10 protein-coding genes and 1 pseudogene are annotated in these 16,046 nt (G+C 64.2%); all 11 read left to right on the top strand.

Going from position 1 to position 16,046, the window contains the following annotated elements; genetic code table 11:
* On the top strand, positions 1-1,248 hold the full coding sequence (locus DIC66_RS19490) for a sarcosine oxidase subunit beta family protein (RefSeq protein WP_117179853.1): 1,248 nt from the start codon (positions 1-3) through the stop codon (positions 1,246-1,248).
* Positions 1,249-1,256: 8 nt separating this feature from the next.
* Positions 1,257-1,556 carry a sarcosine oxidase subunit delta gene (locus DIC66_RS19485; protein ID WP_117179852.1) on the top strand — a complete coding sequence of 100 codons (300 nt, stop codon included), beginning with the start codon at positions 1,257-1,259 and terminating at the stop codon, positions 1,554-1,556.
* The gene (locus DIC66_RS19480; protein ID WP_117179851.1) at positions 1,553-4,567 is read left to right on the top strand and encodes a sarcosine oxidase subunit alpha family protein; all 3,015 of its coding nucleotides are present in this window, start codon (positions 1,553-1,555) and stop codon (positions 4,565-4,567) included. Before DIC66_RS19485 ends, DIC66_RS19480 begins: the two co-directional genes overlap by 4 nt.
* Positions 4,560-5,141, top strand: coding sequence for a sarcosine oxidase subunit gamma (locus DIC66_RS19475; RefSeq protein ID WP_158558958.1), 582 nt, complete (start codon positions 4,560-4,562; stop codon positions 5,139-5,141). The genes DIC66_RS19480 and DIC66_RS19475 overlap by 8 nt, the downstream gene beginning before the upstream one ends.
* Positions 5,142-5,355: 214 nt before the next feature.
* Complete coding sequence (locus DIC66_RS19470) at positions 5,356-7,449, top strand: hydantoinase/oxoprolinase N-terminal domain-containing protein (RefSeq protein WP_117179849.1); 2,094 nt, start codon at positions 5,356-5,358, stop codon at positions 7,447-7,449.
* A gap of 11 nt (positions 7,450-7,460) precedes the next feature.
* Entirely contained in the window at positions 7,461-8,189 is a 729-nt protein-coding gene (locus DIC66_RS19465) for a hypothetical protein (protein WP_117179848.1), read from the top strand.
* 111 nt (positions 8,190-8,300) lie between these two features.
* On the top strand, positions 8,301-10,262 hold the full coding sequence (locus DIC66_RS19460; RefSeq protein WP_117179847.1) for a TonB-dependent receptor plug domain-containing protein: 1,962 nt from the start codon (positions 8,301-8,303) through the stop codon (positions 10,260-10,262).
* Positions 10,263-10,273: 11 nt separating this feature from the next.
* A complete protein-coding gene (locus DIC66_RS19455; protein WP_158558957.1) occupies positions 10,274-11,212 on the top strand; it encodes an ABC transporter substrate-binding protein in 939 nt (312 codons plus the stop codon).
* The gene (locus DIC66_RS19450) at positions 11,209-13,125 is read left to right on the top strand and encodes an ATP-binding response regulator (RefSeq protein WP_117179845.1); all 1,917 of its coding nucleotides are present in this window, start codon (positions 11,209-11,211) and stop codon (positions 13,123-13,125) included. Before DIC66_RS19455 ends, DIC66_RS19450 begins: the two co-directional genes overlap by 4 nt.
* Before the next feature lie 130 nt (positions 13,126-13,255).
* Positions 13,256-15,820 carry an FAD-dependent oxidoreductase gene (locus tag DIC66_RS19445; RefSeq protein WP_117179844.1) on the top strand — a complete coding sequence of 855 codons (2,565 nt, stop codon included), beginning with the start codon at positions 13,256-13,258 and terminating at the stop codon, positions 15,818-15,820.
* Positions 15,821-15,901: 81 nt separating this feature from the next.
* Positions 15,902-16,046, top strand: a pseudogene (locus DIC66_RS19440) (electron transfer flavoprotein subunit beta/FixA family protein); the annotation flags it as partial.

Below are 16,046 nucleotides of genomic sequence, written 5' to 3'. Positions count from 1 at the left end.
ATGAGCAACTTTTCTATTTTTTCCCTGGCCCGCAACGCCATGTCCTACCACGAGGACTGGCAAAAGCAGTGGCGCAGCCCCACCCCCAAACGCGAGTACGACGCCATCATCGTGGGTGGTGGCGGGCATGGCCTGGCGACCGCCTACTACCTGGCCAAGGAACACGGCATGCGCAACATCGCGGTGGTCGAACGCGGCTGGCTGGGTGGCGGCAACACGGCACGCAACACCACCATCGTGCGCTCCAACTACCTGTGGGACGAAGCCACCCACCTGTATGAAAAAGCCATGGAGCTGTGGGAGGGTTTGTCGCAGGACCTGAACTACAACACCATGTTCAGCCAGCGCGGCGTGATGAACGTGGGCCACTCCCTGCAGGACATGCGCGACATCGAGCGCCGTGTGAACGCCAACCGCCTGAACGGCGTGGACGGCCTGGTGCTCACCCCCGCACAGGTGCAGGGCATTGTGCCCATCATGAACCAGACCAGCCTGCGCTATCCCGTGATGGGCGCGAGCTTCCAGCCGCGCGGCGGCGTGGCCCGCCACGACGCAATTGCCTGGGGCTTTGCCCGCGCCGCGGACCGCCTGGGTGTGGACATCATCCAGAACTGCGAAGTGGTGGGCTTCCAGCGCGAGGGTGAGCAGATTGTGGGCATCGAGACCACGCGCGGCACCATCAAGAGCAAGAAGATCGGTGTGGTGGCCGCTGGCCACAGCAGCGTGCTGGCCGAGATGGCGGGCATCCGCTTGCCGCTGGAAAGCCACCCGCTGCAGGCCCTCGTTTCCGAGCCCGTAAAACCCATCATCCACACCGTGGTGATGAGCAACGCCATCCACGCCTATGTCAGCCAGAGCGACAAGGGCGACCTGGTAATTGGCGCCGGTATCGACTCCTATGTGGGCTACGGCCAGCGCGGCAGCTTCCCCGTCATAGAGCACACCCTGCAGGCCATCTGCGAGATGTTCCCCATCTTCCGCCGCATCCGCATGAACCGCCAGTGGGGCGGCATTGTGGACGTGTCACCGGACGCCTGCCCCATCATCAGCAAGACCCACATCAAGGGCCTGTACTTCAACTGCGGCTGGGGCACCGGCGGCTTCAAGGCCACACCCGGCTCGGGCTGGGTCATGGCGCACACGATTGCGCAGGACAACCCGCACCCGCTCAACGCCGCCTTTGCCTTGAACCGCTTCACCAGCGGCCACCTCATCGACGAACACGGAGCCGCTGCCGTCGCGCACTGAAAATTACTATGCTACAAATTACCTGCCCCTATTGCGGCCCACGTGCCGAAAGCGAATTCTCCTGCGGTGGCGAAGCCCACATCGCCCGCCCGCTGGACACCGATGCCCTCACCGATGAACAGTGGGGCGACTACCTGTTCATGCGCAAGAACCCCAAGGGCGTGCACCGCGAGCAGTGGAACCATGTGGCCGGATGCCGCCGCTGGTTCAATGCCGAGCGCCACACCGTGAGCTATGTGTTCAGCAAGTTTTACAAGGTTGGTGAAAATCCCGACGCACCCGCAAACACGACAGGAGGCCAAGCGTGAGCGCCAGCCGTATTAACTCTTTGGGTGCGCGCATTGACCGCACCAAGAAGGTCTCGTTCAGTTTCAACGGCCGCAGCTACGCGGGCTTTGCCGGCGACACCCTGGCCTCGGCCCTGCTGGCCGCGGGCGAAAGCGTGCTCTCGCACTCCTGGAAATACCACCGCCCGCGCGGCATCATCACCAGCGGCATCGAGGAGCCCTCGGCCCTGGTGCAGTTGGAGAGTGGCAAGAACACGATTCCGAACGCCAAGATGCCCGAGGTGGAGCTCTATGAAGGCCTGCAAAGCGAGGCCGTCAACGCCTGGCCCAATGCGCTCAGCCGCGCCTTGAGCATCAACCGCAATTTCTCCTTCCTGTTCCCGGCCGGTTTCTATTACAAGACCTTCATGTGGCCCGCCAAGGCCTGGATGTTTTACGAGCGCTTCATTCGCAAGGCCGGTGGCCTGGGTGCGGCGCCCGAGGTGGAAGACACCGCCCGCTACATCCACCAGAACACGCATTGCGATGTGCTGGTGGCCGGTGGCGGCGTGGCTGGCCTGGCAGCCGCATTGGCTGCGGGCCGCAGCGGTGCGCGGGTGATTCTGGCCGAGCTGCAATGCACGCTGGGCGGCACCGCCCACCGCCTGCAGGGCACGATTGATGGCATGCCGGCTGTGGACTGGGTGAAGAAGGCCGAGGCCGAACTGGCCAACCTGCCCACCGTCAAGATCCTCAAGCGCAGCGTGGTCTTCGGTTACCACGACCACAACTTTCTGACCATCCGCGAATCGCTCACCGACCATTTGCCGCTGGCAGACCGAAAAGGTTTCCGCGAGCGCCTGTGGCGTGTGCGCGCCAAGCAGGTGGTGCTGGCCACCGGTGCGCACGAGCGCCCCATGGTGTTTGGCAACAACGACCTGCCCAACATCATGTTGTCGAGCGCGCTGGCCGACTATGCGCAGCTCTACGGCGTGCTGGTGGGCAAGAAGATTGCGCTGCTCACCAACAACGATACCGCCTATGGCGACGCGCTCACCCTCAAGGCCGCGGGCGCTTCCGTCACGGTGGTGGACGTGCGCGCCGGCCATTCGGTGGTGGGCGGCCTGGCGCAAAAGGCGCACGACGCTGGCATAGAAGTGCTGCGCGGCTATGTGCCGGTGCAGGCCGACGGCGGCGCCATGGTGACTTCCGTGACCGTGGTCCAGCAGGTGGGCGACAAGGCCAATGGCCAACGCAAAACCCTGAGCGTGGATGCCGTGGGCATGTCCGGCGGCTGGAACCCGGCTATTCATTTGTATTCGCACAGCGGCGGCAAAGCCTTGTGGAGCGACGCGCTGGAATGCTTCAAGCCGGGCGCCTCCATGCCCAACCAATACAGCGTGGGCGCTTGCAATGCCACTGGCACCTTGAACCACACCATGGCGGAAGCCAGCCACGCCGGTAGCGCAGCTGCCACGCAAGCTGGCTTCGCCGCTGCCGAGGCACGCTACACCGTAGTGGAGCCCTCCAACGAGGCCATCGTTCCGTTCTGGATTGCCGAGACCGGCGAGAAAGTGTCACGCCGCGCCAAGGCCTTTGTGGACTGGCAAAACGATGTGGGCGCGGCCGACATCGAACTGGCCATCCGCGAGGGCTTTGAGTCCATCGAGCACATCAAGCGCTACACCGCCATGGGCTTTGGCACCGACCAGGGCAAGCTGGGCAATATCAACGGCATGGCGCTGGCTGCACGGGCCATGGGCAAGACCATTCCGCAAGTGGGTACCACCACCTTCCGCCCCAACTACGTGCCCATCAGCTTCGGCCTGTTTGCGGGTCTGGAGCGCGGCGAGTTGTTTGACCCCGAGCGCAAGACCAGCGCGCATGCCCACCATGTGGCTGCGGGCTCGCCGTTTGAAGACGTGGGCCAGTGGAAGCGCCCCTGGTTCTTCCCCAAGGCCGGTGAAGACATGCACGCCGCAGTCAACCGCGAAGTGCTGGCTGTGCGCAGCAGCGTGGGCATCATGGATGCGTCGACCCTGGGCAAGATCGACATCCAGGGACCGGACGCGGCCAAGCTGCTGAACTGGCTCTACACCAACCCCTGGCTCAAGCTCGAAGTAGGCAAGGCCCGTTACGGCCTGATGCTGGACGAAAACGGCATGGTGTTTGACGACGGTGTCACCGTGCGTCTGGCCGAAGACCGTTTCCTGATGACCACCACCACCGGTGGCGCGGCCCGCGTGCTGACCTGGATGGAGCGCTGGGTGCAGACCGAGTGGCCGGAGATGAAGGTCTACATGACCACCGTCACCGACCAGTGGAGCACCTTTGCTGTGGTGGGCCCCAAGAGCCGCGCCGTGGTCGAGAAGGTGTGCCAGGACGTGGACCTGTCCGCTGCCGCCTTCCCCTTCATGAGCTACCGCGAAGGCACGGTGGCCGGAGTCAAGGCGCGCATCATGCGCATCAGCTTCTCGGGCGAACTGTCGTTTGAGGTGAACGTACCCAGCAGCGCCGGTGCCCACGTGTGGAAGGCACTGATGACGGCCGGTGAAGCCTTCAACATCACGCCCTACGGCACAGAATCCATGCACGTGCTGCGCGGCGAGAAGGGCTACATCATCGTGGGCCAGGACACCGACGGCTCGATCACCCCGTATGACCTGGGCATGGGCGGCATGGTCTCCAAGACCAAGGACTTTTTGGGCCGCCGCTCGCTGACCCGCAGCCACACCAACAGTGCCAACCGCAAACAGCTGGTGGGCCTGCTGACCGACGACGCGCAAACCGTGTTGCCCGAAGGCGCGCAGCTCACGGCCTTGGCACAAATCCATGCGCCCACGGTGGCCAACCCCGTGCCCATGATTGGCCACGTGACCTCCAGCTACTTCAGCCCCACTTTGGGCCGCTCTATTGCCATGGCCGTGGTACGCGACGGCCAACAAAAAATGGGCCAAAAAGTCTATGCCGCGCTGGTCGACGGCCGCCATGTAGCCGCCACCATCACCAGCCCGGTGTTCTATGACCCCGAAGGAAAACACCACCATGACTAATGTGACCCTTGAGAGCCCCCTGGTGGGTATTGCAGGACTTGGCAAACGCGAACTGACGGTGGACGGCCGCAGCTGCCTGCTCGGTGAGATTGCCTTGCTGGACATGCTGACGCTGCGTGGCGATGCCACGGATGCCGGTTTTGTTTCGGCCGTGTTGGCAGCGACCGGGCTGGCTCTGCCGGTGGTGGCGAATACCGCCAGTGTGGGTGAAGGCCGCCAGCTGTTTTGGCTGGGGCCGGATGAGTGGCTGTTGAAGCTGCCGGGCGGCACGGGTGAAGCGGTAGAGGCGGCTTTGCGTGCGGCACTGGCGGGCAAGCATTTCTCCGTGGTGTCCATGGGGGCGGGCAGCACGACGCTGTCCGTGCAAGGCCCTGCGGCCGCCGATTTGCTCTCGCGCGGTTGCCCGCTCGATTTGCATGCGCGCAGCTTCCCGGCCGGATCGTTGGCGCAAAGCCATATCGCCAAGGCCAATGTGGTTCTGTATTGCCTGCAGGCCGAGCAGAGCTACGAGGTCACGGTGCGACGCAGCTTTGCGGAGTACCTGTTCAAGTGGCTGTGCGAGGCCGGGTCTTAGGTCTTTGAATTGTCTTTGGCTTGCGGGCCTGTTGGCCTGCAAGCCGGGATAGCCAATAGCCGCGTGCTGCGCGTGGCTGGGGGCGGGGCTTCCCTTCGCACTACAGCTATCGCGCACATCGCGAATGGGTTTGAAATTGTCGCGTGCGCGTTGTTTGGAGAGTGGTCACAGGCGCTAAGCTGTGCATCTCGTTTCACCACCAGACGCCACACGCATGTCCTCCCACTATTTCCTCGGCATTGACACCGGCGGCACGTTCACCGATGCGGTGTTGCTCGATGACCGCAAGCAGGTCATCGCCGCGGCCAAGAGCCTGACCACGCGCTTTGATCTGGCCGTGGGCATTGGCGGGGCGCTGGACAAGTTGCCGCAGGAAGCACTCACGCGCGTAGCGCTGGTATCACTCTCCACCACGCTCACCACCAACTCGGTGGTCGAGGGCAAGGGCTCGCCAGTGTGCGTGCTGCTGGCCGGGTATGACGCTGCGCAGATCAAGGCCAGTGGCATGGTGGAGTTGCTGGGGGCTGAGGCCATTGTGTCGCTGCCCGGTGGCCACGATGCCGGGGGCAACGCCATCACGCAGCTCGACGAGGAGGCCAGCAAAGAGGCCATCCTGAAACACGCGCCGCGCGTGAGCGCCTTTGCCATCTCGGCCAGTTTTGCGGTGCGCAACCCGGCGCACGAGCTGCAGCTGCGCGCCTGGGTCAAGGCGCTCACAGACAAGCCGGTCACCTGTGGGCATGAACTGGCCAGCAGCCTGGGCGCGCCGCGCCGGGCCATGACGGTTGCGCTCAATGCGCGAATGATTAGCCATGTCAAGGCGCTGATCGATTCGGTCACGCGCACCCTGCACACCCGCGCCATTGAGGCGCCCCTGATGATCGTCAAGGGCGACGGCACGCTGATCAATGCGCAGAGCGCGCTGGACCGGCCCGTGGGCACCGTGCTGAGTGGCCCTGCCGCCAGCGTAATCGGCGCCTGTGCGCTCAGCGGCGTGGCCAACGCCATCGTGGCCGACATGGGCGGCACCACCACCGACATTGCGGTGGTGCGCAATGGCAAACCCGAGCTGAGTGTGGACGGCGCGCTGATTGGCGACTGGCGGCCCATGGTGGAAGCGGTGAAGGTGTATTCGATTGGCTTAGGGGGAGACAGCGAGGTGCGTTTCTTGGGGGGCAAGGGTCTGGCCATTGGGCCGCGCCGCGTGGTGCCCATCAGCCTCTTGGCGCATGAGCACCCCGAGGTCTTGCCGGTGCTGGAGCGCCAGCAAAACGAATCACCGCATGGCAGCCAGATCCGCTTTGCGCTGCGCCTGCAAAGCGACGAAGCGCTGATTAACCGCCTGCCCGACGACGAGCTGCGCGCCTGGGAACGCCTGGCAAAAGGCCCGGTGGACCTGGAGCGCAGCAACATCGAAGACCGGCCGCTCTCGCGCGCCCTGGCGCGACTGGAGCGCAAGGGCCTGGCCATTTACAGCGGCTTCACGCCCAGTGATGCGGCGCACGTGCTGGGCATGGCCACGCACTGGAGCCAGGACGCTGCCACGCTGGGCGCGCGCGTCTGGGCGCGCCAGATGCGCTACATGTACGGCCTGGGCACCTGGACGCTGGGCGACGCCGTGGCGCCCTCACGCCAGGTGGTGGACCTGGTGCTGTCCACGATTTGCCAGAAGCTCATTGAGGCCGGCCTGAACGACGCCGGGCAGATGAATGAGGACCGCGCCAGCAATATGGCCGCGCTGCTGACGCAGATGGCCTTGCAGGGGGGCAACGGCAAAGCGGCGGGACACGGCGACGGAGGTGCCTCTACTGCCACGGCGGCGAACCCTGGCACAAGCCCTGCAACGCACGCGACGTCTTCCGTCTTCGCCCTGCGCTTCGCCCCCGACATGCCACTGGTGGCCGTGGGCGCACCGGCCTCGAGCTATTACCCCGCAGTCGCCCACAGCCTGGGCATGGCGCTCAAGGTGCCGCCCTTTGCCGAAGTGGCCAATGCCGTGGGCGCGGTGCTGGGCGAGGTGTCGCAGCGCATCCACATCACCGTTACCCAGCCGGTGCGCGGCACCTTCCGCGTCTTCACCAAGAGCGGCCCCAAGGACTTTGCCGGAGTGGACGCGGCCATCGCGCAAGCCCGGGAACTGGCCGCCGCAGAGGCTACCCAAAACGCCTTGGATGCAGGTGCCGATGGCGTGCGCGTGGACTTCAGCCAGACCGACAACACGGTGAACAACGACATCGACGGCAATATGTTTTTCGAAGCCATCGTCACCGCCACGGCCAGCGGCAAGCCCTGCATCCGAGCCCACTGAAGCACCACACCATGGCCATCCAGGCAATCACCCAGCAGGTCCTGGAGACCGCTCTGGCCGCCCACGGCCTGCGTCTGCGCGGATGCTGGCAGCCGCAAGATGGCGACACCCTGCCCGCCCTGCCGGATGGAAGCCAGCCCGGCGTGGTCTGGATGGTGGGCGTAGTGGGCTCGGCCTTCTGGCCATATTTCAAGGCCTCGGCTTTTTACAGCGACGGCCTGCCAGACCCGCTGGACCGCTGGAGCCGCGCCATCGGCGAAGACCTGGCAGCACGGTTGGGCGGTGTGGCCCTGTTCCCGTTTGACGGCCCGCCCTACCACCCGTTCCAGCGTTGGGCCGACCGCGCCGAGGCCACCCAGGCCAGCCGCATGATGCTGCGCATCCACCCTGCGCACGGCCTGTGGCATGCCTACCGTTTTGCACTGGCCCTGCCGGGCTCTGTGGCAAGCGCCAACAACGGCAGCATCACGCCAGTCCAATCCGCATCGGCAGCACCCTGCGTCACCAACCTGTGCGCCAGCTGCAGCGGCCAGCCCTGCCTGCAGGCCTGCCCGGTGCAGGCCTACACCGGCGAAGCCTTTGTGCTGCAGGCCTGCGCCGGCCATTTGCACTCCGGCCAGGGTGAGGCCTGCATGCAAGGCGGCTGTCTGGCACGGCGCGCCTGCCCGGTGGGTGCAGGGCAGCGTTACACCCCTGAACATGCGGCGTTTCATATGCAGGCCTTCGCCAGCAGGCATTGAGGTCCGTCAGCGTTTGACACCCAAACACACAGACACAGCCTGATGTTGTAATAGGCCTCAACAAATTCCGCTGCCATGGACCCTTGTGGCAGCTGTCAGGGAGTGTGATCGATGGTTTCCAAATTACTGTGCTGCCTTGCCTGCCTGCTGACCCAGACAGCCGGCGCAGCCGTTTCGGAAAGCGACTACCTGGCCGATGTACCCACTGTCATATCGGTATCACGGCTGGCCCAGACCCTGGAAGACACACCGGGCGCGGTCACCATTCTGGACCGCCAGTTCATCCGCATGACCGGTGCCCGCAACGTGGTCGACGTGCTGCGATTTGTGCCAGGCTTCCAGACCACCACATCCTTTGAAACCGACGCGCCCATGGCCACCTACCATGGCCGCAATGACGACTGGGCCAACCGCATCCAGGTGCTGGTGGACGGCCGCTCGGTCTACTCCGGTCTGCTGCAGGGCTCGGCCGGCATTGGCTGGCAGACGCTGGCGCTGGACGACATTGAGCGCATCGAGATCTTGCGCGGCTCGAACTCCGCCAGCTATGGCGCCCGGGCCTTTCTGGGCGTGGTCAATATTGTCTCGCGCGATGTGCGAGAGACCCTGGGGGCTGCAGCCTCGGTGACGCGTGGCGAGAACGGCATTGCCGATGTAGCTGCCAGCATCGGCTGGAATGCCCTGGACGCCAACTTCCGCCTGAGCACCGACAGCGTGAGCGATGAAGGCTTGCAGGGTGCTTTTGGCAAGAACCATACCGAACGGGTGAACTTCACCTCCCACTTTGCCCTGGAGCATGGTGCGGAGCTGGACCTCCGCTTGGGCGGCCTGGGCATCTATGCCGGGCGCGGCGAGGTGGGCAACATCGCAGGCAACCCGGCACGCCGCTGGTCCCTGGGCTCGCAGTTTGTGCAGGCCGACTGGCGCCGCAGCCTGGGCGAAACGCAAGACCTCAGCATCAGCGCCTCGCATACCGAACACACCAACAACGACCGATTTGCCTACTTGACACACACCGGCCCCGTGGACTTCTACGGCGCCACTGTGGACTTCAGCGGTAAGGAATATGTGGACACCATAACGGCCCAGCACACCATGCGCCTGAGCCCCACACTGCGCACGGTGTGGGGAGCAGAGTTCCGCCGCGAGAGGGTCGTATCACCACCGCTGTTTGACACACTGGGGAGCGTGAGCACCAACTTTTACCGCCTCTTTGGCAGTGCCGAATGGCGCATCACGGAGGCCTTGCTGCTCAACGCAGGTGCCCTGGCAGAGCACAGTGATTCCGACGGCGACTCACTGTCGCCGCGGCTGATGCTGAACTGGCGCATCGCCCCAGGCCACACCCTGCGGGCCGGTGCGTCCACGGCCTTCCGTCCCCCCAGTGCCTACGAAAAATGGGGCCAGGTGCAGTACCGTGACACCAGCGGGCAGAACCTCACCGGCTACTACACATACAACAACGGCACCTTGGTGCCGGAGAAACTGCTTTCGCAGGAGCTGGGCTATTACTTTGCGCCGCTGGACGCGCTGGTCAACAGCGATGTGCGGGTGTTCCGCGAGCAGATTCGTGATGGCATTTCGCACACCGAGACGGCCATCGTGCCGGGCAGCCGGCCCCAGTTCAATCTGAATGGCACCAGGGACGAGATCAGTGGCGTGGAGTGGCAAATCAACTGGCAGCCCGTAGCCGCGACCCGGCTGCTGTTCTCGCAAACATGGACGACGATACAGATGGAGACCGCAACCGGGGTGGAGTCGGCGTTCCGCACGGCGCATGGCGCACCGCGCTATGCCGCAAGCCTGGCCCTCCTGCACAGTTTTGACACGGGATGGCACATGTCCCTCCTGCACAGCCAAGCCGACGATGTGGCACTGATGTCCATCTCCGACAACCAATGGCTGTACGGGATGCAGCGTACCGACCTGCGTCTGGCCAAGGACTTCCGCCTGGCTGGCCAAAAGGCCGAGCTGGGCCTGACGGTGCAGAACCTGGAGAGTCCGTACCAGGACGGAGACCACAAGTTCTACTTCAATCGCCGGGCCATGTTGACCCTCAAGATCGAACACTGACAGCCGTCTCCATGCGTCTTTACCGCCTGTGCATCCGCTTGTGGCTCTGGGCCTGCCTGGTCTGTGCCGGCGAGCCGGTCCTGGCGCATCTGGTCACCGTGGTCTACAACGACAAGACCCCCGCGATCCAGGAGGCCTCCGACAGCCTGGTTCAGGAACTGGTGCGCACCGGCATGGCACGCCAGGACATACAACTGCTCACCACCGCCGAATTTCTCGAGGCCAGCCTGCATGCGCTGGACCACAGGCTCATCGTCAGCCTGGGCACGGACGCGTTTCGACAGGTCACCGCACAAAACAGCAAGACCGCCTTGATTGCGGCCCTGATTCCCCGCATCAGCTATGAGCGCGTGCTCTCCGAGTCCAACCGGAAAAACCAGGCAAATGTGTCGGCGCTGTACCTGGACCAACCCTTTACCCGTCAGCTTGACCTGCTGCGCCTGGCACTGCCTGCGGTTCGGCGTGTCGGTGTGCTGTGGGGACCGGAATCGATCACGCAGCAGGCCCTGTTGACGGCAGCCCTGCAGGGGCGCGGACTGGAACTCTCCGAGGGGCTGATCACCGAAGGCCAGCCCCTGATAGGCCCGCTGCGCTCGGCCCTGGCCGATGCCGATGTGCTGCTGGCCGTGGCCGATGGCAATGTCTACAACGCCTCCAGTGTTTCCAATATCTTGTTGACCAGCTACCGCGCCAAGACACCGGTGCTGGCGTTTTCACCGGCCTACGTGAAGGCCGGCGCCTTGCTCTCGGTGCACACCACGGCAGCCCAAGCGAGCCTGAAGGTGGCGTCTGTGGCCAGCCACTACCTGCAGACCGGCAACCTGCCGGCCAGCCAATACCCAGCGGATTTCAGCGTCAGTGTGAATGCCTATGTGGCGCGTTCACTGGGACTGTCGCTGGATGCGGAAGCCCTGTCCGAGCGCCTGCACAAGCTGGAGAAGCGGCCATGATGGGTCGCGCCATACGCGCGCGCATGGCGCAGGCCTCCATACTGCCGGTGCTGCTGGTGGTGATCACTATTGTCAGCATCTTCTGGCAGGGCCGGGTGCAGGACCTGGAAGCGTCGCACCAGCAACGCGTGGGCCTGCTGGTCCACCAGGCGGCGGTGTTCAGCGCCTATGGCCTGTTCTCAGGCAATACCGCCAGCCTGCAAAGCCTGGTGCAGGAAATGCAGAGAGAGCCCGGCGTCATCTCGGTCCAGGTGTTTGATGCCGAAGGCCGGGCCGTTGCCAGCAGCGGCACCTCTGCCCTGCGCCGCTTTGCCGACCTGGAAGCCCTGCAGTACGTCGAGCGGCAACGCGCACTGCAAATCGATGTGCTCGCCCAGCCCATACTGCCTTCGGTGGTGCCCGTGGAAGACATGTTCTCGCCGCAGGAGACTCCAACCTTCAAGGCGACCGTGGCCCTGGGCAGTGCCGTCGTCGAGGTGTCGCGCAAGGCGCTGGATGGCAAAAAGCGCTCGGCCCTGTTGACCGCACTTTGGGTGGGCCTGTCCGGCATCCTGCTGGGCGGCTTGCTGGCTTACCGCCTGGGTGACCGGGTGGTCAACCCCATGCTGCGCGTGTCGCAGATGGTGCAACGCATTGGCCAGGGCAACTTCGCAACCAGCCAGGACATCTTGCCGGATGACCCCCTGCGCGAGTTGCAGGTCTCGCTCAACCTCATGGCCAAGCGGCTGGCCTGGGGACGTGACGATCTGGAGCGGCAAGTGGAGTCGGTCACGCTGGAGCTGCGTCGCAAAAAAGAGCAGGCTGAAAGTGCCACGCTCGCCAAGTCGCGGTTTCTGGCGGCGGCCAGCCACGATTTGCGCCAGCCCTCGCATGCCCTGGGCATGTTTGTGGCACGCCTGGGGCAATTGCCTATGCAGCCCCAGATGCGCCAGCTGGTAGACAACCTGGAGCTCTCGGTGCAGGCCATGCAGGATTTGCTCGACGGCCTGCTGGACCTGTCGCGCCTGGACTCGGGCAATGTGCAGGTGCGCATGGGGCCGGTGGATCTGAACGACCTGTTGGGTTCGGTGCGCAGCGCACTGGAGAGCTCGGCCGAAACCAAGGGCCTGCGCCTGCGTGTGCGCCCCACCACGCTATGGGCCACCAGCGACGCACTGCTGCTGCAGCGCATGCTGTTCAATCTGGTCATCAATGCCATTCGCTACACCGAGCAGGGCGGCGTGCTGGTGGCCTGCAGGCCTTGCGACGATGGCAGCAGCGTATGCATAGAGGTGCGCGACAGCGGCATCGGCATACCGGCCGAGCACCATGAGGACATCTTCAAGGAGTTCTACCAGCTCTCCAACCGCGCCGGCGACCGCAACTTTGGCCTGGGGCTGGGCCTGAATATCGTCCAGCGCAGCGCGGCCCTGCTGGGCCACGGGATTACGCTGCGCTCCCAGGTCGGCTGTGGCACCCGCTTCTCCATCGTTCTGGCGCGGTGCGAGCCGGGCACGCCACTGGTGCAACACACTGGCGAAAGCCTGCAACCCGCCCTGGGCGACATCAGCGGCCTGCAGGTGCTGGTGATCGAGGACAACACGCAAGCCCGCGAAGCCGTGAGGGAGTTGCTGCTGTCCTGGGGCTGCCAGGTGCAGGAGGCGGCCAACCAGGTGCAGGCGCTGCAGCAGTTGCACCAGCATGGGGTGCCCGATGTCATCCTGAGTGACTACCACCTGGGCGCATCCGAGACCGGCATCGCCTGCATCACTGCGCTGCGGGGGCAAGCCGGGGTACAGATCGCCGCCTGCCTGATGAGCGGCGAGACGCATGAGGACTTTTTGCAGGAGGTCAAAGCGGCCGATTTGCCGCTCTTGCACAAGCCCGTGCGCCCGGCCAAGTTGCGCAGCCTGCTGCGGCACATGCAGCCTTAAAAATTTCTGGCCGTTATTGCGCAAACGGCAGTCGCAATTACGGTGCCGACACCCCAAAGGGTGAATACACTTTCTTTTATTCTTCCCATCTTTCTGTTACCCCCATTTCCCCCTAGGAGCAAGCGCAACCATGGCCACTTTTCCTGAACGAGCCCGGGTCGTCATCATCGGCCAAGGCGGTATCGTTGGCGCCTCGGTGGTGCACCACCTGATCGAACGCGGCTGGGACAACATTGTCGGCATCGACAAATCGGCCATCCCCACCGATGTGGGCTCCACCGCCCACGCATCTGACTTCTGCTTCAACACGATGCATGACCAGATGACGATCTTCACCACCAAGTACAGCATCGACTTCTACGACAAGATGGGCCGCTACGAGCGCATTGGCGGCATCGAAGTCGCCCGCGTGGGCGATGACGAGCGCATGGTCGAGCTCAAGCGCCGCGTGGCCTCAGGCAAGGCCTTTGGCAACCGGGTGGAGATGATCACACCCGCCGAGGCCAAGGCCAAGTTCCCGCTGCTCGAAGAAAGCATGATCCAGGGCGCCCTGTGGGACCCGGATGCGGGCCTGGTCAAACCCCGCTCGCAAATGGTGGCCGGTGAATTGGTCGATGCAGCTGTGGCCTCGGGCAAGCTGCAATCCTTTGCCAACACGGCCTGCACCGGCCTGCGCATAGAAAACGGCCGCATCCAGGGCGTGGAAACCACACGCGGCTATATTGCCGCCGACTATGTGGTGGTTTGCGCCGGTCTGTGGGGCCGCCTGATTGCCGGCATGGCCGGTGAAGACCTGCCCATCATGCCGGTGGACCACCCGCTTACCTTCTTCAAACCCTATCTGGAATTTGCCGGCACCGGCAAGGACATCGGCTACCCGCTCCTGCGCGACCAGGGCAACTCGGCCTATCTGCGCGACACCGGGGATCCGAAAACCCCCGAAGGCGGCCAGATCGAATGGGGCTACTACGAAGAGAAGAACCCGCGCATGTGCCACCCGCGCGATCTGCTCGAAAAAGAGCAGGCGCGCCTGTCGCCTTCGCAGCGCGACCTGGAACTGGAGCAAATCATGGAGCCGCTGGAGCGCGCCATGGAGCTCACGCCCATCCTGGGCGAGTTGGGCTACGACGACAAATACTCCTTCAACGGCCTGCTGCAGGTGACCACCGACGGCAACCCCTCGATTGGAGAATCAAGCAAGGTGCGCGGCCTGTGGTACGCCGAAGCCGTGTGGGTAAAAGACGGCCCTGGCGTGGGCAAGCTGGTGGCCGACTGGATGACCGACGGCACCACCCATCTGGACCATGCCCGCATCGACGTGGCCCGCTTCTACCCCTACCAACAGGAAGAGCAGTACATCCACGACCGTTGCTACGAAGGCGCCTTCAAGATCTACAACCCGCCGGTGCACAACCGCGAGCCCTACAGCGCCGGGCGCGGCATTTTCAAGAGCCCGTTCTACGAGCGCGAAAAAGCGCTGGGCGCCTACTTCATGGAACTCTCCGGCTGGGAGCGTGCGCATGGCTATGCCAGCAACGAACACCTGCTGGAAGTCTATGGCGACAAGGTGCCAGTGCGTGCCAACGAGTGGGACAACCGCCATTTCTGGCGCGTCTCGAACGCCGAGCATCTCAAGATGACCGAAGACGTGGGCATGATCAACGTCTCGCACTTCGCCGAGTTTGATGTGGTGGGGCCGGATGCGGCCGACCTGCTGGAATACATCTGCGTGGCCAAGGTGGGTGGCGACACCGCCGTGGGCAAGGGCGTGTACACCCACTTCCTGGACGCCAAGGGCGGCGTGCGCGCTGACCTGACGGTGCTGCGTCTGGGCCAGGACCACTACCGCATTGTGGACGGCGCCGATGCCGGCCACCGCGACTTCACCTGGGTGCGCCGCATGGCGCAGGACCGCGGCTCCAACGTCACCGTCACCGACACCACCACCGCCTACGGCTGCCTGGGTGTGTGGGGCCCCAACGCACGCACCACCATCCAGAAGATTGCCGACGAGCCCGAGGCCTGGACCTCGGAGGCCTTCCCGTTTGCGGCCCTGCGCAATCTGAAGCTGGCCGGTGTGCCCGTGCTGGCTTTCCACATTTCCTATGTGGGCGAGCAAGGCTGGGAGCTGCACTTCAAGTACGAAGACGGCCTGGCCCTGTGGGACGCGCTGTATGCCCTGGGCGTAACGCCCGTGGGCGTGGAAACCTACGCCAACAGCCGCCGCATGGAGAAGAGCCTGCGCCTGCAAAACGGGGACCTGCTGACCGAGTACAACCTGTATGAGGCCGACCTGGCCCGCCCCAAGGTCAAGGCCGCCGACTTCCATGGCAAGGCCGCCCACCTAGCCTTCCGCGAGCGCGAACACCAGCCCGCCACGCTCTGTACTCTCACCATGACGCACAACATCGACAGCCAAGGTGTTGCGCGCTATCCGCTGGGCAACCTGGCGGTGATGGACCCCGCAGCCGGCGCCACGCTGATCGACTCCCAGGGACGGCGCTCGTACACCACCAGCATCGCCTTTGGCCCGACCATCGGCAAGAACATTGCCCTGGCTTACCTGCCACATGAATACTGCCAGGTGGGACGTGAGCTGCAAGTCCAGTACTTTGAGGATATCTATCCGGTCACGGTGGAAGCGGTGGGCTACGGCGCCCTGTACGACCCCGAGAACATCAAGCCCCGTTCCTGATCAATTTTTGAATAGCAACAAGCAGGGCGCCCGTGTGGCGCCCTTCCCTGCGCCTTGGCGCCCCCATTTTTGGAGAAGTGCATGAAAGCAATCGTCGCGGTCAAACGCGTGGTGGACTACAACGTCAAGGTCCGTGTGAAATCGGACGGCAGCGGGGTAGACATCGCCAACGTCAAGATGAGCATGAACCCGTTTGACGAAATCGCCATCGAAGAGGCCGTGCGCC

The organism is Rhodoferax lacus (assembly GCF_003415675.1).
GTDB classification, from domain to species: Bacteria; Pseudomonadota; Gammaproteobacteria; order Burkholderiales; family Burkholderiaceae_C; genus Allorhodoferax; species Allorhodoferax lacus.
This window is presented reverse-complemented; position numbering and strand designations above follow the sequence as displayed.